18 protein-coding genes are annotated in these 21987 nt (G+C 48.0%); 12 read left to right on the forward strand and 6 right to left on the reverse strand.

The annotated features are described in order from the left end of the window. Window positions 1–169 precede the first annotated feature (169 nt). The 4 genes from C234_RS0103780 to dut all read right to left on the reverse strand — a co-directional run bounded on the left by C234_RS0103780 (window position 170) and on the right by dut (window position 4756). Complete coding sequence (locus C234_RS0103780; protein WP_027324684.1) at window positions 170–1471, reverse strand: murein hydrolase activator EnvC family protein; 1302 nt, start codon at window positions 1469–1471, stop codon at window positions 170–172. Then, window positions 1468–2031 (reverse strand): DUF4292 domain-containing protein, encoded by a 564-nt coding sequence (locus tag C234_RS0103785; protein ID WP_027324685.1) that lies wholly within the window; start codon window positions 2029–2031, stop codon window positions 1468–1470. Before C234_RS0103785 ends, C234_RS0103780 begins: the two co-directional genes overlap by 4 nt. Further along, window positions 2028–3791, reverse strand: coding sequence for a tetratricopeptide repeat protein (locus tag C234_RS0103790; RefSeq protein ID WP_027324686.1), 1764 nt, complete (start codon window positions 3789–3791; stop codon window positions 2028–2030). The genes C234_RS0103785 and C234_RS0103790 overlap by 4 nt, the downstream gene beginning before the upstream one ends. Before the next feature lie 530 nt (window positions 3792–4321). Next, window positions 4322–4756 (reverse strand): dUTP diphosphatase, encoded by a 435-nt coding sequence (gene dut / locus C234_RS0103795; protein WP_027324687.1) that lies wholly within the window; start codon window positions 4754–4756, stop codon window positions 4322–4324. A gap of 137 nt (window positions 4757–4893) precedes the next feature. On the opposite strand from dut, the gene dgt reads away from it, so the two are divergent. Beyond that, window positions 4894–6237, forward strand: coding sequence for a dGTP triphosphohydrolase (gene dgt / locus C234_RS0103800; RefSeq protein ID WP_027324688.1), 1344 nt, complete (start codon window positions 4894–4896; stop codon window positions 6235–6237). Here the strand turns inward: dgt and glsB are convergent. Further along, on the reverse strand, window positions 6209–7222 hold the full coding sequence (gene glsB, locus C234_RS0103805; RefSeq protein WP_027324689.1) for a glycine N(alpha)-acyltransferase GlsB: 1014 nt from the start codon (window positions 7220–7222) through the stop codon (window positions 6209–6211). The two genes, dgt and glsB, sit on opposite strands and share 29 nt — an antisense overlap. A gap of 28 nt (window positions 7223–7250) precedes the next feature. Next, window positions 7251–8069: a lyso-glycine lipid O-acyltransferase GlsA gene (gene glsA / locus C234_RS0103810; protein WP_027324690.1), complete on the reverse strand. Its 819-nt coding sequence runs from the start codon at window positions 8067–8069 to the stop codon at window positions 7251–7253. 802 nt (window positions 8070–8871) lie between these two features. Here glsA and mraZ point away from each other — a divergent pair. From mraZ to C234_RS0103870, 11 genes are all read left to right on the forward strand, one after another. After that, on the forward strand, window positions 8872–9336 hold the full coding sequence (gene mraZ, locus C234_RS0103820) for a division/cell wall cluster transcriptional repressor MraZ (RefSeq protein ID WP_027324692.1): 465 nt from the start codon (window positions 8872–8874) through the stop codon (window positions 9334–9336). After that, the gene (rsmH, locus tag C234_RS0103825; RefSeq protein ID WP_027324693.1) at window positions 9329–10261 is read left to right on the forward strand and encodes a 16S rRNA (cytosine(1402)-N(4))-methyltransferase RsmH; all 933 of its coding nucleotides are present in this window, start codon (window positions 9329–9331) and stop codon (window positions 10259–10261) included. Before mraZ ends, rsmH begins: the two co-directional genes overlap by 8 nt. 9 nt (window positions 10262–10270) lie before the next feature. Continuing rightward, a complete protein-coding gene (locus C234_RS0103830) occupies window positions 10271–10600 on the forward strand; it encodes an FtsL-like putative cell division protein (RefSeq protein WP_027324694.1) in 330 nt (109 codons plus the stop codon). Between the two features lie 69 nt (window positions 10601–10669). Then, window positions 10670–12796 carry a penicillin-binding protein gene (locus C234_RS0103835; protein ID WP_027324695.1) on the forward strand — a complete coding sequence of 709 codons (2127 nt, stop codon included), beginning with the start codon at window positions 10670–10672 and terminating at the stop codon, window positions 12794–12796. 84 nt (window positions 12797–12880) lie between these two features. After that, window positions 12881–14332 (forward strand): UDP-N-acetylmuramoyl-L-alanyl-D-glutamate--2,6-diaminopimelate ligase, encoded by a 1452-nt coding sequence (locus C234_RS0103840; RefSeq protein WP_027324696.1) that lies wholly within the window; start codon window positions 12881–12883, stop codon window positions 14330–14332. A gap of 35 nt (window positions 14333–14367) precedes the next feature. Beyond that, on the forward strand, window positions 14368–15636 hold the full coding sequence (mraY, locus tag C234_RS0103845; RefSeq protein ID WP_027324697.1) for a phospho-N-acetylmuramoyl-pentapeptide-transferase: 1269 nt from the start codon (window positions 14368–14370) through the stop codon (window positions 15634–15636). 25 nt (window positions 15637–15661) lie between these two features. Then, window positions 15662–17029 (forward strand): UDP-N-acetylmuramoyl-L-alanine--D-glutamate ligase, encoded by a 1368-nt coding sequence (murD, locus tag C234_RS0103850; RefSeq protein ID WP_051290145.1) that lies wholly within the window; start codon window positions 15662–15664, stop codon window positions 17027–17029. Window positions 17030–17054: 25 nt separating this feature from the next. Then, window positions 17055–18350, forward strand: coding sequence for an FtsW/RodA/SpoVE family cell cycle protein (locus tag C234_RS0103855; RefSeq protein ID WP_027324699.1), 1296 nt, complete (start codon window positions 17055–17057; stop codon window positions 18348–18350). Window positions 18351–18392: 42 nt separating this feature from the next. Continuing rightward, window positions 18393–19562, forward strand: a complete 1170-nt coding sequence (gene murG, locus C234_RS0103860) for an undecaprenyldiphospho-muramoylpentapeptide beta-N-acetylglucosaminyltransferase (protein WP_051290146.1) — start codon at window positions 18393–18395, stop codon at window positions 19560–19562. Between the two features lie 113 nt (window positions 19563–19675). Continuing rightward, the gene (murC, locus tag C234_RS0103865) at window positions 19676–21076 is read left to right on the forward strand and encodes a UDP-N-acetylmuramate--L-alanine ligase (RefSeq protein ID WP_027324701.1); all 1401 of its coding nucleotides are present in this window, start codon (window positions 19676–19678) and stop codon (window positions 21074–21076) included. Window positions 21077–21181: 105 nt separating this feature from the next. Continuing rightward, the gene (locus tag C234_RS0103870; RefSeq protein WP_021647394.1) at window positions 21182–21919 is read left to right on the forward strand and encodes a cell division protein FtsQ/DivIB; all 738 of its coding nucleotides are present in this window, start codon (window positions 21182–21184) and stop codon (window positions 21917–21919) included. Window positions 21920–21987: the final 68 nt, after the last annotated feature.

Below are 21987 nucleotides of genomic sequence, written 5' to 3' on the forward strand. Positions count from 1 at the left end.
CAGGGCTGCTTGTTCGGATGTGCCAAACTGCCGCTCCACGCGGAAGCTGTGGCTTGCCTGCATACACAGGTTTGCCTGTTCAATCAAAACAGCGGGTAGTCTCCTCTTTCCGCAGCACGACAACCGACGCCCCTCTTTCTCACTATACAGGACTCTTCGGCATACAGGTTTATTTATTCAGCCAAGGTTCGGGATTCAGTTTTTCTTTTTCACGGCGCAACTGGAAGTGTAGCACGGTGCGTCCGTTGTCTGCCCCATCGGAGAAGACCTGCCCGATGGTTTGCTTCGTTTTCACCGTATCGCCCGACTTCACGGAGGCGGAAGCGAGGTTGCAGTAGACAGAGATGTAGTTGCCATGCCGTATCAGCACATTGAACAGTCCGTTCAGCTGAAATACCGCAGCTACCTTGCCGTCGAAAATGGCACGCGCCTGCGCGCCCGGCTTTCCCTGTATGTCGATTCCCTTATTATCGAGCTTCACGTTGCGAAGTCCCTCCACCGCATACTGCCCGTAACGGCTGGTTATGATGTAAGGTCCCGAAATCGGCATGGGAAGGCGTCCTCTGTTGGATGCAAAGTTGCTCGACAATTCGCGGTCCGCCTTACTCATACGGTATGACTCCAATGGTGTCGACTTCGGCTTCGAAGCAGTTCCTGCGGCAGACGCGTCAGCTTTCTCTCCCGCTTTCCGACGGGCGGCGGCTTCACGACGCGCCTCTTCTTCCGCACGCTTGCGGGCACGCTCTATTTCTTCCGCAATCAATTTGTCGATACGGGCGTTCAGTTGGGCGGCTTCCCGCCTCTTCTTGGCAAGTTCGTTCTGCAATCCTTTTTGCTTCTTCTGCAAGTCTGCCACCAGCACACGCTTCTCTTTTTCCTGAGCCTCCAGCTTCTCCTTTTCGCTCTCGCGTTCCTTCAGGAGTTTCTGCTTGGCAAGCTTGACTTGCTGCCGCTCGGCCTTCTTTTTCCGCACCTGCTCTTGTTTCTTCAGAATTTCCTCACCCTGCAAACGCTGAGAAGTGGCATACTCGCGCACGTAGCGCATACGTCTGTACGTCTGCCCCAGATCTTTGGCGGAAAAAATGAACATCAACTTCTCTTCGATGGACTTGTTTTTATAGAGATATTGCACCGAGGCTTCATACTTCGTTTTCTTCTCTTTCAGATCGCGCAACAGGTTGTTCAACTGCTTTTCCAAGCTCTCCAACTCACGGTCGATGGCATCCACATCCCGGTTGATTACCGAGATATACCGTTTTCGTTCCTCAATACGGCCTGTCAGCGCAGACAAATTACGCAATTGGCTTCCCACATTTTTCTTCGTGCTCTTCAACAGCGATTCGCTGTCGGCTATCTGTTTCTGCAAAGCGCCGCGCCGGTTCTCCAACTCCCGGATCAGTTTGTTCGACTGAGCCGACAGCGGGATGCCCCATCCCAAACACACCAACAAGAACACAAAAAGATGTTTCATCGTAATAAAGCTTTCAACATTTGTATTAAATCATCTACGGGAACCTCCTCATATCTGGCTCCGAGTTCGGTAGGATTCATTGCAAACTCCCTGTCCGAGAAATCGTAAAGTCGGATCTTGGCTTTGTCCAGCGAGGGAAGCCCCAACTCTTTCCCTGTCAGTTCCGATTTACCACCGGGCAAAGATGCGTCGAAAAGTATCTTCTCCAACCGCGCGAACTCCACCTCTTTCGAGAACCGGCTTCTGAGTTCTTCCCTTGTGGCACGAACGAATCGTTTGTTCATGCGGTCTACCAGAAGCACCTCATCGGGAGTAGCTTCGATGCGCGCCACTTCGACACGGAACAGAGGCATCAGGAATGACAATTGCACCCGCTCCCTGCTTTTCAGTTTCATGCTTCCGCCCACAGACATCGCCCCGTTCCGCCCCGGAACCGTCAGTTGCAACTTCGACGACAGATACCGGGAAACCTGTCCCTCCGGAACAGTCAGGCGCTTCGTGCTTTTACATCCGGCGAGCGACAGCATTACGACCAGCAAAAGATAAACTCCCTTTTTCATTCGGCAATATATTTCTTTTTTTCTATTTTTTGTTTCAGTGTTTTCGATTTGCTTCCCATCTCCAAGGCTTGCTTCCAATACTTCAAAGCCCCTTCCGTATCGCCCGTCATGTAGTAGATGTCACCGCAATGCTCCACTATCACATCGCTCTTCGCCCCATCGCCCTTCATCGCATTGTCGATGTAAATGCGCGCCTGCGAGTAGTTGCCTTTCTCAAAAAGAATCCACGCATACGTATCGAGGAAAGTGGAATTGTCCGGCTCTGCCTTGATGGTTTTATAGCTCATCTCCTCCGCCCTGTCAAGGTCTCTCCGTTCTACCGACAAGTAATAGGCATAATTGTTCAACGCACTGATATTGGAAGGGTTGTACACCAAAGCCGAATCATAAGCGGCATACGCCTCTGTCATCTGCTTTTTAGTGTGATACATATCGCCCATCATGGCATAAAAGTCCGAAATCAATTCCTTCCGCGTATCGGTAGTGACATGCTCCAACGCCCGCCGCACCACGTTCAGCACACTGTCCGTCTGCTCCGCCTGATTGTAGGCGATAGCCAAATAGTAATAAAGATCCAAAGCATCGGGAGTAGCTTCGATGCCCGGTTCGCAGATTTTGATAATCTGCCGGTAATCTTCTTTCTTCACGGCGGAGCTTATCAGCATCAGCCTCGCAGCCTTGTTGGCCGGATCGAGGTTCACCACCTGCTCCAAAACCGGAACGGAAGCCGCCTCCATGTTCTTTGAAAGCAGGTATTGCGCATAAAGCATCGGAATCTGGGCATTGTCCATATCTTGCGTCATGAGCTTGTCGAACAGCGCAATAACCTCCGTACTGTCTTTGCCCGCTTGCTCGCTTTCTACGATAATCTGGCGCATCACATTGACTTTTGTCAGATCGTCCACCTTTTTGTTCAGCAACAACATGTCGAGCTGCCGGTTGTACAAATCTTTCTCTCCTTTCTGCTCGTAGTAAGATGCCATGGAAAACACAGCCATCGGATTGTCTGGTTCTATAGCCAGTACTTTTTGGTAGGTATCGTAAGCTTCCTCCAACCTCCCGTGCTGGAGGTAAACATCTCCCAAAACGACCTGATACCGCAAGTCCATCGGATACTCCTGCACCAGACTTTCTATCTCGCGGAAAGCCTTTTTGTCATCTTTCATCTGAAGATAAATGCGAAACTTCTCCATAGAAAGCTGTTCGTTCTTTCCCATACGCTTTTCCAAACGGTCGAGGGTAGAGATCATCCGGTCGTATTTCTGTTGCCGCCCGTAAAGATCGAGTAGGTTGAGTAGCGGTTCCTGCTTGTCGGAAAACCGTACCGACATCTGTTCGAGCAGCTCCACCGCCTTATCCGTTTCGTTCTGTTGCTGATAAAGAGCAGCCAATGCCTGACTGTACCAATAGTTGCCGGGAGCGTTCAGCACCGCCTTCTCCAAAGCAGATTGCCCTTGCGGGATCTGACGCAGAAGCAAGTAATACTGGGATATTTCATAGAGTGCGGAAGCTGCGTGAGGATCGATTTCGAGGCAATGCTGCAACATACCGAAAGCAGGAGCATACTCTTTTTTTGCTCTCAGGCGAACAGCCTCCAGAAAGAAATAATCGTATTTCCGTTGCAGTTCGGGCGACAGTTCTTTAGAAGCAGCCGCTACTTCAGCCGCTTTTTTCTTATTGCCTGTCTTCAAAGTTCCGGCAGTTCCGCAGGATACCAGCAATAATGTTGCAATAATCAGACAGCTTATATTTCTTTTCATTTTTCCAGCTCGTTTTTCTTTTTGAATTCTTTTATCCACAAGAGCTTTAACTCTTCTCAACCACTATTTATTATTCTCTCCCGTCTTTAAAGGAGTCATCCGATTTACTCATCCGCTGCCTCCGCCTGCACCAATCACTGCTTTCGTCGAACATCGGCTACTGCTGCAAAACCCTTTGCCGGTGATCTGAGTCAGGGGAAGCAAAAGCCTGAGTTCGATCCACCACTGCTTTCGTCGAACATCGGCTACTGCTGCAAAACCCTTTGCCGGTGGCCGAGTCAAGGGACGGCTTTCATTGATTAATAGTCAGCCTCACCGACTATTGCTGCAAAAAGATTCGCAAACCTCCGAATCAATCGACAGCATGCATGGGCTATATAATCAACCCCACCGACTTCCGCCGCAAAACGCTTCACAAACGTTCCGAGTGAATCGACGGCCTTTATCGATTAGTAATCAGCCTCACCCGACCGTTGCTGCAAAAAGATTCGCAAACCTCCGAATCAATCGACAGCCTGCACTGACAGTGCTCAGCCTCTTCCGGTGTGTCCGAAACCTCCTTCGCCTCTTTCCGTCTCGTCGAGTATCTCAACTTCCTTCCACACAGCCTGCTCGTGTCTGGCTATCACCATCTGGGCAATCCGCTCCCCGTCTTCAACCACAAAAGTCTCGGAAGAGAGATTGACCAGAATGATGCGTATCTCTCCACGGTAATCGGCATCAATCGTTCCCGGAGAATTGAGCACGGTAATCCCCTTCTTGACAGCCAGTCCGCTACGAGGACGGATCTGTGCTTCAGCTCCTGCGGGAAGAGAGATATACAGTCCCGTAGGTATGAGGCAGCGTTCCAAAGGTTTCAGGGTTACGGGTTCGTGCAGATTGGCACGGATATCCATTCCCGCAGAAAGTTCGGTGGCATAAGCCGGAAGCGGATGCTTCGATTTATTGATTACTTGGATGTTCATTCTTTACGAGTTTACTATTTAACGGGCGAAAATACAAAAAATGAGCTGAAAATTAGCTAATTTTGCAGTTAATTTAAGTTGGCGGGGCGATTTGGAAACAAGCAAAAGCCTCCTCCTGACCAAATAAACGGAAAACAATGAATTGGAAACAGCTAATATCAGCCAGACGCTTCGGGATGGAAGAATTCCACCGGGAGCGGGAAGAGAATCGTTCGGAATTTCAGAGAGATTATGACAGACTTATCTTTTCGGCTCCCTTCCGCAGGTTGCAGAACAAGACACAGGTATTTCCGCTGCCCGGAAGCGTCTTTGTGCACAACCGACTGACGCACAGCCTCGAAGTTTCGTGCGTGGGGCGATCTTTGGGAAACGATGTGGCGAAAGCAATCCTGAAGCGGCAACCCGAACTCCGGGACTCTTATCTTCCGGAAATCGGCTCCATCGTATCGGCAGCTTGTCTGGCGCACGACTTGGGCAATCCTCCTTTCGGACATTCCGGCGAACGGGCCATTTCAACATTCTTCTCGGAGGGAAAAGGACAGTTTCTGCAAGAAAAGCAGCCCGACGGGCAACAGCTTTCGGCCGCAGAATGGGAAGACCTGATACACTTCGAGGGAAACGCGAACGCTTTCCGGCTGCTGACCCACCGGTTTGAAGGACGGCGCAAAGGAGGCTTTGCCATGACTTATACGACACTTGCCTCCATTGTCAAATATCCTTTCTCCTCAAGCCTTGCGGGCAAAAAGTCGAAATTCGGTTTTTTCACCACCGAAGAGGAGAGCTACCGCAAGATAGGCACCGAGCTGGGATTGACTCTGCTCAACGAGCATCCGTTGAGGTATGCGCGCCATCCGTTGGTGTTTCTGGTGGAAGCGGCAGACGACATCTGCTACCAGATGATGGACATAGAAGACGCGCATAAGCTGAAGATTCTGACTACGGAAGAGACCAAACAACTCTTCATGGGCTTTTTTGAAGACGAACGGATAGAGCATATCCGGGAGACGCTCCGCATCGTGAGCGACACCAACGAGCAAATCGCTTACCTCCGTTCTTCGGTCATCGGACTGCTCATACGCGAATGTACCCGCGTCTTTCTGGAGCATGAGCCTGAGATACTGGCGGGAACTTTCGAGGGAGCGCTCATCAGGCATATCGCAGGAAAGCCGGCAGAAGCATACGAACATTGCGCAAAGGTTTCGCTGGATAAGATATACCGTTCGCGTGACGTTCTGGATATCGAACTGGCAGGTTTCCGCATCATCAGCACTCTGCTCGAACTGATGATAGATGCTGTGACCTCACCGGAAAAGGCATACTCCAAACTATTGATCAACCGGGTTTCGGAGCAATATCATATAAATTCGCCCGTACTCTATGAAAGAATACAGGCGGTACTCGATTATATCTCGGGCATGACCGACGTCTTTGCGCTCGACCTTTACCGGAAAATCAACGGCAACAGTCTTCCTGCGGTGTAACGACTTTCGGTGTAAATACTTCCTCACCTTTGTCGGGCAGCCTCAGCGCATCCGGATGATTCTCGATGAACGTCTGGATGTGCCGGATTCTTTTTTCTTCCAGAATCTCGTCCACGGCAATCAGTATGCCGGTTTCTTCCACCTCGCCGAACTCATGATTGACGGCTGTGCCAAACATACGCATCGTAGGGCTGAGGCTCATATAAGCATTCACCAAAGGAGGAATGTTATACCCCAATTTACGGATTTCCCCGTTCAGCAACTTATAATCTTCTTTAAAAGAGTCTTTACAGAATAGGGCCTTCAGTTCCCCCTCCGGAGTTTCCGGTTTCAGCGGATCAATCGGGTCTATCAAATGTTCTTTGTCACAGAAATGTTTTTTCAAGAAATAAAGAATCATGTCTCTTCCGCGACGGTGATAGCTGGGATACATGGTGACCTTACCGAAGAAATACTTCACATTGGGCATGACCACAGTCAGAGCCCCAAGCCCGTCCCACAAATTGTCAAGAGCGAACAGTCCTTTCGTTCCGGCACGGGTCGACTGGTACTCCAAAGTAACGAACGAACGTCCCAACTCAATCGTTTGAGGCAAATATTTTTTTATGAAAACATCCGAAAAATGAAACATATGGGAAGTTGCAAGAACGGGAGCGCCTTCATCGTCAAAGCGCACATCGGTCCCGAGCAGATAGCGGTAACCGCCCAGTATCTCCTCGGCTTCGGGATTCCATACGATAAGCTGCTTGTAAGGATTCTCCATCGTATCGTATTCGTCGATATCCATCGAAAGGCCGGTTCCTCCACCGGCGGCACGAAAAGCTATTTCGCGCAAACGACCGATCTCCCGCATCACGTTGGGAGCTGTTTTATGAGTAATAATGTAAATCTGATTATTACTTTTATTAGTCATTCGCAAGCGCTTCTCTTCTGTTAGTTCTGCTTTCAGCAACTCTTTGCTCACCGGTTTTATAATTTCTTCCATGTGCGTAATTATAGTTGTTCTATCATGTTTATAATTTATATACGATATCCTTTACATATTTCGCCCACTGAGCAGGAGTCTTCGATTTATCGAACGTCTGCCAGGGAATCGGTTTGCCAAAGGTGACAGTAAAGGTTTTATGACGGTTTTTAAACATTTCATCCGCCAGATAAAGCATGGCGATATTAAGTTTAATCCCCAACGCTTTGCAAATGTTTGCCAGATTATAGAAAAAGTCGGAATTCCTGCCTTCAAAGTGTACGGGAACTACATCCCTATGGGCCTGCACGCTTTTCACAACAAAAGTCTTCTTCCATTCCAGATCGCAGATAACCCCCTTCCTGCGCCGCGAACAAAGACCTGCGGGAAACATAATCAGTTGATCGTCGGAACGAAATCCGGCTTCCACCATTCGGGGGAAGTCTTTCGCCTGTCTCCCCGTCTTGTTAATCGGAATACAAAGCGGAGCCAGACCATGCAGGTTCATCAACAAGTCGTTGACCAGGTATTTCACTTTGCCATCGTAATGGCGTCCCAGCACATAGCCGAGCGCCACCCCGTCTTGTCCGCCCAACGGATGATTGGACACAAAAGTATACAACCCTTCTTTCGGAAGGTTTTCAATGCCTTTCACATTGACTTTCGCGTCAAGAAACTCCATGCAGGCTTCCAAAAAGTCTACTCCTACCTTATCTCTCGAATCGTTCAGGAACACATTAATTTCGTCCTGATGAACAATCCGCTTCAAATAAGAAATGAGAAACTTTGGGATATATTTATAATACTTCGGAGCTTTATCCCGAACTATCTTATCCACATCAATCAGAAACAATGAATCATCAGTCATCTTTTTTTAAACGAAAATGATGGTACAAAATTAACGGTTCTTTTTTATTATTCGCAAAAAAACAGCAGAAAATATATAAACCCGTAAGTATTATCTCCCTTACACCTCGCTTTAAACCGATAAGATAACCGAAGATTGCCCGGCAGGTTCCGATGCCGGAAAGGAAAGCGAACGCTTGGGATCACAAATAGCACCTTCCATTCTCTCGAACCTATAATCTACCTCAATTTAAAAAACAACAAGAAAAAGAGCGTTAAAAAGCAGAAGAAGCCGACCTTGTATCTAACATAAAGCGGAACGATGGCAGAAAGCTTTTCTCTCCGAAATTTCAAACTCGCAAAACACCATCCGCCCAAGAGCATCTTCTCGTTTGCTTCCAAAGAGAACTTTTGTTCAAGCAAAACAAAAGTTCCATTTAAGTCAAAGAGAGCCTTTATTCAAGCGAAACAAAAGCTCTATTCAAGCCAAAGAGAGCCTTTGTTCAAGCGAAATAAAAGCTCCATTTAAACAGAAAAGAACTTTGGCAATACTAAATGCGAAAATTTCCCGGACAGCCTACATCCTTCTCATTGAGAAAACATAAAATTGAGAATGCCGGAAAATAGAGAATCCGCCTCTTCAAAAAAGACGAAACAACTCGCCCGAAACACGGGTGAATGCTCACTCTACAGCTGAAACGAAGAGTGCCCGCAAAAGCTTTTAACAATCTGTTCAAAACTTCTATGAAATATTTCGTGGTTTTTTGTGGGGAATTGTGGGGAAATGATTAATTTTACCGTCGCTTATTATATATAAGGTATATATGATACGTTTTTTGGGTAATATTGAGGCGAAGGCAGACACCAAGGGAAGAGTATTCATACCCGCTGCGTTCCGGAAACAACTTCAAGCTGCTTCCGAAGAGAGGCTTATTATGCGAAAAGACGTGTTTCAAGACTGCCTGACACTCTACCCCGAAAGCGTATGGAACGAAGAATTGAGCGAGCTCCGAAGCCGCTTGAACAAATGGAGCAGCAAGCACCAGCTGATATTCAGACAGTTCGTCAGCGACGTGGAAGTGGTAACCCCCGACAACAACGGACGCATACTCATACCGAAGCGGTATTTGCAGATATGCAACATCCACGGTGACATACGCTTTATCGGGATCGACAACAAAATAGAGATTTGGGCAAAAGAACGGACTGAACAGCCCTTTATGCCGCCCGAAGAATTCGGGAAAGTACTGGAAGAGATTATGAACGACCAACAACCGGAAGATGAATAAAGACGAGCAGACATACCACATACCCGTATTGCTGAAGGAGAGCGTAGACGGAATGAACATCCGCCCCGGAGGAATTTACGTAGATGTCACCTTCGGCGGAGGAGGACACTCGCGCGAGATACTCTCACGCTTAGGGGAAGGCGGGCGACTGTTCGGATTCGATCAAGACGAAGATGCCGAACGGAACATCACAGAAAATCCGCAATTCACTTTCGTGCGCAGCAATTTCCGCTATCTCCGCAACTTCTTGCGTTACCACGGCATAGAGCAGGTAGACGGCATCCTGGCCGATCTCGGCGTGTCGTCGCACCACTTCGACGACAGCCAACGGGGTTTCTCGTTCAGGTTCGACGGCGAACTCGATATGCGCATGAACAAGCGGGCGGGGCTGACTGCCGCAGACGTGGTGAACACATACGACGAAAGTCGGCTGGCTGACATTTTCTACCTCTACGGGGAGCTGAAGAACAGCCGTAAACTGTCGGCAACGCTCGTGAAGGCACGCGGCGCAAACCATATCCGTACCATCGGAGAGTTTCTGGAAGTTGTCAAACCTCTTTTCGGACACGAACGCGAGAAGAAAGAACTGGCAAAAGTGTTTCAGGCGCTTCGCATCGAAGTGAACCGGGAGATGGAAGCCCTGAAAGAGATGCTGCAAGCCGCCACCGAAGCGCTCAAACCCGGCGGCAGATTGGTTGTCATCACCTACCACTCGCTGGAAGACCGCATGGTAAAGAATGTAATGAAAACGGGGAACGCAGAAGGGAAGGCCGACGTAGACTTCTTCGGCAACCTGAGAGCTCCCTTCCGCCTTATCAACAATAAAGTGATTGTTCCCGACAAGGAAGAGATAGACAGAAACCCCCGCTCGAGAAGCGCCAAGCTGCGAATTGCCGAAAAGCGGGAAAAACCGTCAAACGAATAACCGACCGCTATGGAAGAAGAAAAGAAAAGCAAACGCACTTCGCTAAAAAGCATCTTAGGAGGAGACATTCTGGCTGCGGACTTTTTCCGCCGGCAGACCAGACTGCTGGTACTCGTGATGGCTTTTGTCATTTTCTACATCCACAACCGCTATGCCAGCCAGCAGCAGCAGATCGAGATAGACCGATTGAAAAAAGAGCTGACAGACATTAAATACGATGCGCTGACACGTAACTCGGAGCTGATGGAAAAAAGCCGCCAATCGCGCATCGAAGATTATATATCGAGCAAAGAAAGTGATTTGCAAACGTCCACCCATCCTCCTTACCTCATCAAGTAAGCTGTGCGCGGGCGATTTGTAGAAACAAAGAAAAAAGGAAAAACCGTGGCTGTAAACAAAAAAAACATAATGACCCGTTACTTCTTCGTCATCGTCGTGATGGCGTCGGTCGGCATAGCCATTGTTGTCAAGGCGTCTTTCACCATGTTTGCCGAAAGACAGTACTGGCAGGAGGTGGCAGACCGCTTCGTGAAAGAGAACGTGACGGTGAAGCCGAACCGGGGGAATATCATTTCGTCCGACGGCAAACTTATGGCAAGTTCGCTGCCGGAATACAGGATATATATGGACTTCATGTCGGGCGAGAGAGATGAAAAGAAGCGAAAGAAAGATCAGGCGCGCCGGGACTCTCTTCTCAAAGCCAACCTGGATTCAATCTGCATCGGGCTTCACAAAATCTTCCCCGACCAAAGTGTGGCGCATTTCAAAGCGCATCTTAAAAAAGGACGGCAGGCGAAAAGCCGCAACTACCTGATTTATCCCAAACGTATTTCTTACATACAATACAAAGAAGTGAAGCGCTTGCCTGTCTTTTGCTTGAACCCATACAAAGGAGGATTCAAAGGACTGGCCTTCAACCAACGCAAGAAACCTTTCGGTTCATTGGGATCGCGTACTCTGGGCGATGTGTATGCCGACACGGCCAAAGGAGCGAAAAACGGCATCGAACTTGCTTTTGACACTCTTCTGAAAGGGCGCGACGGACTGACACACCGCCAGAAAGTGATGAACAAGTACCTGAATATCGTAGACAAAGCGCCCGTAGACGGTTGCGACCTGATTACAACATTGGACGTGGGCATGCAGGACATCTGCGAAAAGGCTTTGGTAGACAAGCTGAAAGAACTGAATGCCAGCGTGGGCGTGGTGGTGCTGATGGAAGTCGCAACCGGCGAGGTGAAAGCGATTGTCAATATGATGAAGGCGAACGACGGAGAATATTACGAGATGCGCAACAATGCCATCAGCGACATGCTCGAACCGGGTTCTACATTCAAAACCGCTTCCATCATGGTAGCGCTGGAAGACGGGAAAATCACTCCGGACTATATCGTGGATACCGGCAACGGGCAAAAGCCGATGCACGGGCGTGTGATGAAAGACCACAACTGGCATCGGGGAGGTTACGGCAAGCTGACGGTTACAGAGATACTGGGGGTTTCATCCAATGTAGGCACTTCCACCATTATCGACAATTTTTACAGCGGCAATCCGCAGAAGTTTGTAGACGGACTGAAGCGCATGAGCATCGACCAGCCTCTCCGCTTGCAAATTGCCGGGGAAGGTAAGCCGAACATCCGGGGTCCCAAAGAACGTTACTTTGCAAAAACTACGCTCCCGTGGATGAGTATCGGTTATGAAACACAAGTCCCGCCGATAAACATTCTGACTTTCTATAATGCAATAGCCAACAACGGCGTGGCTGTTCGGCCCAAGTTTGTGAAAGCCGCCATGAAAGACGGAGAAATAATAAAAGAATTTAATACCGAAGTGATTAATCCCAAGATATGCTCGGACAAGACATTGACGCAAATCCGGGAGATTCTTCAGAAAGTGGTGAGCGAAGGTCTCGCCAAGCCTGCGGGCAGCAAACAGTTCCACGTCTCCGGCAAAACCGGAACAGCGCAAATATCACAAGGAGCGGCCGGATATAAAACAGGAAGGACCAACTATCTGGTCAGCTTCTGCGGATATTTCCCTTCGGAAGCTCCCAAATACAGTATGATTGTCTCGATACAGAAACCCGGATTGCCGGCTTCGGGCGGGCTGATGGCAGGAAGCGTGTTCAGCAAAATAGCAGAAAGAGTGTATGCCAAAGATTTAAGGCTCCCGCTCGCGTATGCCATCGATACAAACGCTGTGGTTATCCCCGATGTGAAAGTCGGCGAAATGAAAGAAACCCGCAGGGTGCTCGAAGAATTGAAAATAAAAACGCAGGGGAAAATCGACGAATCGGGCAAGAAGACATGGGGAAGCGCGCATGCCGCTCCGCAGGCAGTAGTGCTCGAAAGCCGTAGCATGATGCAAAAGTTTGTGCCGAGTGTCATCGGCATGGGAGCCAAAGATGCGGTTTACCTTTTGGAAAGCAAAGGGTTGAAAGTCCGCCTTGTGGGAGTAGGTAAAGTAAAAAACCAGTCGATAGCCAACGGAACGACAGCAGTGAAGGGACAAACCATCACGCTTACATTGAATTAAAAAAAGAGTCCGGTTGATACATCCGAACAATAAGCAATGCGGCAGGTCAACCGGATATCGCCAAATATAAATAAAATCGGAAAGATGATATTAAAAGAATTACTGAAAGCAATACAGCCGGTACAAATAGCCGGAGATCCGAATATAGAAATCACCGGAATCAATATCGACTCCCGCCGGGTAGAAGACGGGCATCTGTTCATGGCGATGCGCGGAACACAAACCGACGGGCATGCCTATATTGCGGCAGCCATTGCAAAGGGAGCAATTGCCATTCTCTGCGAAGAGATTCCGGAAAGCCGTAAAGAAGGGGTTACCTATGTTCAGGTGAAAGACAGTGAAGACGCTACAGGCAAGCTGGCTACATGCTTCTATGGCGACCCTACCTCGAAAGTAGAACTGGTAGGCGTGACCGGAACCAACGGAAAGACAACAATCGCCACCTTATTATATAATACGTTTCGTTACTTCGGATATAAGGTCGGCTTGCTTTCTACGGTTTGCAATTATATCGACGACGAGGCAATTCCAACCGAGCATACCACCCCCGATCCCATTACCTTGAACCGCCTGCTGGGACGAATGGCAGACGAGGGGTGCAAGTACGTGTTTATGGAAGTGAGCTCGCACGCCATCGCGCAAAAGCGCATCAGCGGACTTAAATTTGCTGGAGGAATCTTCACCAACCTGACCCGCGACCACCTCGACTATCACAAAACAGTGGAGAACTATCTGAAAGCCAAGAAGAAGTTCTTCGACGACATGCCGAAAGATGCGTTTAGCCTCGTCAATCTCGACGACAGGAACGGATTGGTGATGACGCAAAACACGCGTTCAAAAGTATATACCTATTCGCTGAGAAGCCTCAGTGACTTCAAAGGAAGAGTATTGGAATCGCATTTCGAAGGAATGCTACTCGACTTCAACAACAAGGAGATAGCAGTCCGGTTTATCGGTAAATTCAATGCATCCAACCTGCTGGCCGTATTCGGCGCTGCAGTTCTCTTGGGTAAAAAAGAAGAAGAAGTGCTCGTCGCTCTCAGCACATTGCATCCCGTTTCCGGACGTTTCGAGTCCATACGCTCTCCGCAGGGGTTCACTGCCATCGTGGACTATGCGCATACGCCGGACGCCCTTGTCAATGTGCTCAACGCCATTCACGGAGTGCTCGAAGGGAAAGGAAAAGTTATCACAGTAATCGGAGCGGGAGGCAACCGCGATAAGGGGAAACGCCCTATCATGGCAAAAGAGGCGGCGAGAAACAGCGATCGCGTAATCATAACATCCGACAATCCGCGTTTCGAAGATCCGCAAGAGATTATAAACGACATGCTTGCCGGACTGGATACCGAAGACAGGAAAAAGACAATCAGCATCGTTGACCGGAAAGAAGCTATCCGTACCGCCTGCATGCTAGTAGAGAAAGGAGATGTGGTGCTCGTAGCCGGAAAAGGGCATGAGAACTATCAGGAAATAAAAGGGGTGAAACATCACTTCGACGATAAAGAGATATTAATCAGCTGTTTCAACGGTTAATGAACAGCATTAACTACTAATAATTACGCAACAAAATGTTATATTACCTATTCGACTGGCTACACAAGCTCAATTTCCCCGGCGCAGGAATGTTCGGTTACACCTCGTTCCGCGCGCTGATGGCGGTCATCCTCGCTTTGCTTATTTCAAGTATCTGGGGCGATAAGTTTATCGATCTGCTAAAAAAGAAGCAGATTACGGAAACACAAAGAGATGCTGCCATCGACCCGTTCGGAATCAACAAGGTGGGGGTACCGAGCATGGGGGGTGTCATCATCATTGTAGCTATTCTTATCCCCTGCCTCTTGTTGGGGAAGTTGCACAATGTGTATATGCTGCTGATGCTCATTACGACCGTATGGCTGGGTTCACTCGGATTTGCCGACGATTATATCAAGATATTCAAAAAAGACAAAGAGGGGCTGCATGGTAAGTTCAAGGTCATCGGTCAAGTAGGGTTGGGACTCATCGTAGGGCTTACTTTGTACCTAAGTCCCGATGTGGTTATCCGTGAAAATATAGAAGTCCATCATCCCGGGCAAGAAATGGAGGTGATACATGGAACCAATGATTTAAAATCGACAAAAACCACCATTCCTTTCTTCAAAAACAACAACCTCGACTATGCAGACCTGGTTGCTTTCATGGGCGATCACGCGCAAACTGCAGGATGGGTATTGTTTGTCATCATCACCATATTTGTCGTAACCGCAGTTTCGAACGGCACCAATCTGAACGACGGTATGGACGGAATGGCTGCCGGAAACTCCGCAATCATAGGAGCCACGTTGGGAATACTGGCCTACGTGTCTTCACACATCGAGTTCGCCGGCTATTTGAATATCATGTATATTCCCGGCACGGAAGAGCTGGTTATCTACATCTGTGCTTTTATCGGAGCTTTGATAGGTTTCTTGTGGTACAATGCTTATCCGGCCCAGGTTTTCATGGGAGATACCGGTAGTCTGACCATCGGCGGGATCATCGCCGTATTCGCCATCATCATCCACAAGGAACTGCTCATCCCCATTTTATGCGGAGTGTTTCTGGCGGAGAATCTTTCAGTCATCCTCCAACGATACTATTACAAATCCGGTAAACGAAAAGGAGTGAAACAACGATTGTTTAAACGGACGCCCATCCACGACCACTTCCGGACATCGATGGATCTGGTGGAATCAGGTTGCTCCGTCAAATTCACCAAGCCGAACAAGCTATTCCACGAATCGAAAATTACCGTACGTTTCTGGATTGCAACCATCGTGCTGGCAGCCATAACGATTATTACATTAAAGATTAGATAAAAAAGTCATATAAGATAGTTTTCAGATGAATACAGAAAATACAGAGAAGGAAGTAAAGAAACTGAGGATAGTCGTCTTAGGAGCGGGTGAAAGCGGCGCCGGTGCAGCCGTACTTGCCCAAACGAAAGGGTTCGATACTTTTGTTTCGGACACATCGTCCATCAAAGCCAAATACAAAGAGCTGCTGGACAATCACGGGATTGCTTGGGAAGAGGGGCATCATTCCGAGGAATTGATTTTAAATGCTGATGAGGTGATTAAGAGTCCCGGAATTCCAAACGACGCTCCTTTAATTCTTAAACTGAAGTCTCAAGGCATCCCCGTTATTTCCGAAATTGAGTTCGCCGGGCGCTATACGGATGCGAAAATGATTTGCATTACCGGGTCTAACGGCAAAACAACAACAACTTCATTGATCTACCATATTTTCAAAAGCGCAGGACTGAATGTCGGTCTCGCAGGAAACATCGGCAAGAGCCTGGCCCTGCAAGTAGCCGAAGAAGAACATGACTACTACATTATCGAATTGAGTTCGTTTCAGTTGGACAATATGTATAATTTCCGCGCCAACATAGCCGTACTGATGAATATCACCCCCGATCATCTGGACCGGTATGATCATTGCATGCAAAACTACATCAACGCCAAATTCCGCATCACCCAAAACCAGACCTCCGATGATGCCTTTATATTCTGGAACGACGACCCGATCATCAAGCAAGAGTTGGCAAAACACGGATTGCAAGCCCATCTTTATCCATTTGCGGCAGTCAAAAAGGAAGGAGCCATCGCCTATGTGGAAGACAATGAAGTGAAAATAACCGAGCCTATTGCATTCAACATGGAGCAGGAAGAGCTGGCACTTACGGGGCAACACAATCTATACAATTCTTTGGCGGCCGGTATTTCGGCTAATCTGGCAGGTATTACCAAAGAGAATATACGTAAGGCGCTTTCCGATTTTAAAGGTGTAGAACACCGGTTGGAGAAAGTCGCCCGCGTACGCGGTATCGATTTTATAAACGACTCGAAAGCAACTAACGTAAATTCCTGTTGGTACGCTCTTCAAAGCATGACGACCAAGGTAGTCCTGATCATCGGTGGAAAGGATAAAGGGAACGATTATTCCGAGATCGAAGATATGGTGCGGGAAAAATGCTCCGCACTGGTATATCTGGGACTACATAACGAAAAACTGCACGAATTCTTCGACCGCCTCGGACTTCCGGTAGCCGACATACAAACCGGAATGAAGGATGCGGTAGAGGCGGCCTACAAGCTCGCTAAAAAAGGAGAGACCGTTCTATTGAGCCCTTGCTGCGCTTCATTCGATCTGTTCGATAGCTACGAAGATCGTGGAGACCAGTTCAAGAAATACGTAAGAGAACTTTAATAACAACCATTAAATCAGTAAAAACGTGGATCTATTAAAAAACATATTCAAAGGAGACAAAGTGATTTGGATCATTTTCCTCTGCCTCTGTCTGATTTCCATTATCGAGGTGTTTTCTGCCGCGTCTACACTGACTTACAAAAGCGGCGACCATTGGGGACCAATCACACAGCATTCCGTAATTCTGATGGTAGGCGCCGTGTTGGTGGTGCTGATGCACAATATTCCATACAAATGGTTTCAGGTATTTCCTGTGTTCTTATATCCGATCTCATTACTTCTATTGGCTTTCGTTACCATAATGGGTATTGTTACAGGTGACCGTGTAAACGGAGCCGCCCGCTGGATGACATTTATGGGAGTGCAGTTTCAACCGTCGGAGCTGGCAAAGATGGCTATTATCATAGCCGTTTCCTTCATCCTTTCAAAACGGCAGGATGACGAAGGGGCCAACCCCAAAGCATTCAAGTACATTATGATTATCACCGGAATCGCTCTTCTGCTGATTGCGCCTGAAAATCTCTCCACCGCAATGTTACTGTTCGGCGTAGTGTTCATCATGATGTTTATCGGAAGAGTGGCTGCCAAAAAACTCTTATTACTGGTAGGGGGAATCGTATTGATAGGAGCCATCGGCGTAGGGACCGTAGTAGCCATTCCCGCGAAAACATTGCACAACACTCCCGGTCTTCACCGGTTGGAAACATGGCAGAACCGTATCAAAGGCTTCTTCGACAAAGAAGAAGTTCCCGCAGCCAGATTCGATATCGACAAGGACGCGCAAATTGCGCATGCCCGCATTGCCATTGCCACCAGCAATGTAGTAGGCAAAGGGCCGGGCAACTCTATACAACGCGATTTCCTGAGCCAGGCTTTCTCCGACTTCATATTCGCCATTGTAATTGAAGAGATGGGGTTGATCGGAGGGATATTTGTCGTTTTCCTCTATCTGTGGCTATTGATACGCGCCGGGCGAATCGCCCAAAAGTGCGACCGTACGTTCCCCGCTTTTCTGGTCATGGGAATTGCCTTATTACTGGTATCGCAAGCCATATTGAACATGATGGTTGCCGTCGGCTTGTTCCCGGTAACCGGACAACCCCTGCCTTTAATAAGTAAAGGTGGAACAAGTACATTAATCAATTGCGCATATATCGGAATGATTCTGAGTATAAGCCGGTATACAGCCCGATTGGAAGAACAGAAGGCGCACGACGCCCGGATACAGATGCAGATAGAAGCCGGTACGGCAGAATCGCAAGCGCAAACCGCTGTGGAACCTACTTCGGAAATGTTGAATAACGATTCGAAGTTTGAATAAAGTGCCCAAATTAAAAATAAACCTATATAATATATAGTGTGTATGAACAAGTGCGAAAACAATCATAACCCGACTTCGCCATTGAGTAATGGCGGAGCCGATCTCCGGATCATTATCAGTGGTGGCGGCACAGGAGGACATATCTTTCCGGCGATATCCATCGCGAACGCCATCATGGAGTTGCGTCCGAATGCCAAAATCCTTTTTGTAGGAGCCGAAGGACGCATGGAAATGCAGCGGGTTCCGGATGCAGGATACGAAATCATCGGGCTGCCGGTTGCCGGCTTCGACCGGAAACATCTATGGAAAAATGTGGGCGTACTGTTCAAATTGGTACGCAGCCAGTGGAGGGCACGAAAGATTATTAAAAACTTTCGCCCGCAAGTAGCGGTAGGAGTAGGAGGATACGCCAGCGGTCCGACATTGAAAACGGCCGGAATGATGGGAGTGCCCACACTCATTCAGGAGCAAAACTCTTACGCCGGAGTGACCAATAAGTTGCTGGCACAGAAAGCTAAAAAGATATGTGTAGCCTATGAGGGGATGGAAAAGTTTTTCCCTGCGGATAAAATCATCATGACCGGGAATCCTGTGCGGCAAAACCTGACAAAAGACATGCCGCTGAAAGAGGACGCGTTGCGCTCTTTCGGATTGACACCGGGGAAAAAGACCATATTGATTGTAGGAGGCAGTCTGGGAGCGGGAACGTTCAACCGGACTTTAACCGCCGGATTGGAGAAGATTCGGGCAAACAAAGGGGTTCAGTTTATATGGCAAACCGGAAAATATTATTATCCGCAAGTGATGAAAACGGTACAAGAAGCCGGAGAAATAGCTAACCTTCATGTAACGGACTTTATCAAGGACATGGCAGCGGCATACGCTGCGGCCGACTTGGTTATCTCCCGCGCAGGCGCCGGATCTATTTCTGAGTTCTGCCTGCTGCACAAACCCGTAATTCTGGTTCCTTCACCCAATGTAGCCGAAGATCACCAGACACAAAACGCATTGGCACTGGTGAATAAAGAAGCTGCCATCTACGTAAAAGACAGCGATGCCGAACAGAAGCTGATAGAAACGGCAGTGATCGCAGTGAACAACGAGCGGAAACTGAGAGAGCTGAGCGAAAACATTTCCCGGTTGGCGCTACCCGATTCTGCACGAATCATTGCACAGGAAGTACTGAAACTGGCAGAACGGCGCGACAGATAATACAAAAGGCACAACTTCCGGTTCGACAGCAATGGAATCTGAAAACGTGATGAAATAAGCCTTGCGAGCTTCAGCAAATAAAAAGTTTAATTATAAAAAGAATAAATTCATTGATGAATATTGAAACCATAGAATCAGTTTATTTTGTAGGTGCGGGAGGGATCGGCATGAGTGCGCTTGTACGTTATTTCCTTTCCAAAGGAAAAACGGTGGCAGGATACGACCGGACCGCTACCCCTCTGACAGAAGAGCTTATCGCGGAGGGCGCGCAAATACATTATGAAGAGAATGTCGATTTGATTCCTCAGGCATGCAGGAATAAAAAAAGTACATTGGTCGTATTGACACCTGCCGTTCCGGAAGACCATGCAGAGCTGACGTATTTCCGCAGCAACGGATTCGAGATACAGAAGCGTGCCCAGGTATTGGGAACGATTACTCACTCGAGCAAGGCCTTATGTGTGGCAGGTACACACGGAAAGACCACCACTTCGAGCATGGCTGCGCATTTATTGCATCAGTCGCATGTGAGATGCACGGCTTTCCTCGGAGGAATATCGAAGAATTACGGAACCAACCTGTTGCTTTCACAAGAAAGCCCCTACACTGTGATCGAGGCAGATGAGTTCGACCGCTCTTTCCATTGGCTTTCTCCTTACATGTCGGTCGTTACTTCCACCGACCCCGACCATCTCGATATTTACGGAACAGCGGAAGCCTATCTGAAGAGTTTCGAGCATTACACAAGTCTCATCCAACCGGGAGGCGCCTTAATCGTCCGCAAAGGGATATCACTGCAACCTAAAGTAAACGAGGGCGTACGTGTGTACACGTACTCGCGCGACGAAGGAGACTTTCATGCCGAAAACATCCGCATAGGGAACGGTGAAATCTTTATAGATTTCGTAGCGCCGGATACCCGTATCAACGACATTCAATTGGGAGTGCCCGTAAGCATCAATATAGAGAACGGGGTAGCTGCTATGGCATTGGCTCACCTGAACGGAGCCACCGACGAAGAGATCAAACAGGGAATGGGCAATTTCCGAGGGGTAGACCGCAGGTTCGATTTCAAGATAAAGAACGACCGGCTTGTATTCCTCAGCGATTACGCTCATCATCCTTCGGAAATAAAACAAAGTGTGCTCTCGATCCGCGAGCTGTATAAGGATAAAAAGATCACAGCCATCTTTCAACCTCATTTGTACACACGCACACGCGATTTCTACAAGGATTTCGCAGATAGTTTATCTCTGCTTGACGAGGTCATCCTCACAGATATTTATCCGGCACGCGAAACTCCCATACCGGGTGTAAGCAGCCGCCTTATCTACGACAACCTTCGCCCGGGAATTGAAAAGAGCTTGTGTAAGAAAGAAGAGATACCGGGTCTGCTAAGAACAAAACAGATTGAAGTTTTGATTACTTTGGGAGCCGGAGACATAGACAATTATGTACCCGAAATAGTAAATGAACTGACAAAGAGACAAGAAAATAAAGAAGTGAGTTCATAAGAGGAAGGAAGAATGAAGAGTCCGGAAACAGATGGCGCAACCTGTGCTCGCAGCCAACTCTTCAGAACGCATTAGCTTATTGAAAAAACAAAAACGAGAAAAATAATGGTCAAGAGAATCCTTCTATTCATTGTCATATTAGCGCTTATGGCTTATTTAGGTATAGCCGTGACTGCTTTCAACCGCAAACCTGTCCATCAGACCTGCCGCGATATGGAGTTGGTCATCAAGGATACGGCCTATGCTGGTTTTATAACAAAAGGAGAGTTACAAGGAATCCTTGAACGCAAAGGCATTTATCCCATCGGGAAACAGATGAAAAGCATTTCCACCAAATCGCTGGAGCGCGAATTGGGCAAACACCCGTTAATTGACGAAGCGGAATGCTATAAAACCCCCAGCGGAAAGGTATGTGTGGAAGTAACGCAACGAATCCCCATCCTTCGTGTAATGAGCGCGAACGGCGAAAATTACTACATAGACAACAAAGGAAAAATCATGCCGTTGGAAGCGAAATGCGTCGCCCATTTGGCAATTGTGACCGGAAATGTAGAAAAGTCGTTTGCAATGAGGGATTTATATAAGTTTGGTGTATTTTTGCAAAACAATAAGTTCTGGGATGCACAGATAGAACAAATAAATGTTCTGCCCAACCACGGAATCGAATTGGTGCCCCGTGTAGGCGACCATCTAATTTATCTCGGAAAAATGGAGAACTTTGAGAACAAGCTGGACAGGCTGAAGATATTCTATGAAAAAGGTCTCAACCAAGTAGGGTGGAACAAGTATTCACGCATCAATCTGGAGTTTGGCAATCAAATCATTTGCACCAAAAGAGAATGATTAACAACCGGTGAGAAGCATCAGCGACAGGATGTATCGCCGCAATGAGCTTATTTGAATATTATAAA

Origin of the sequence: Bacteroides pyogenes DSM 20611 = JCM 6294 (assembly GCF_000428105.1) — a bacterium.
In the GTDB taxonomy this organism is placed as follows: domain Bacteria; phylum Bacteroidota; class Bacteroidia; order Bacteroidales; family Bacteroidaceae; genus Bacteroides; species Bacteroides pyogenes.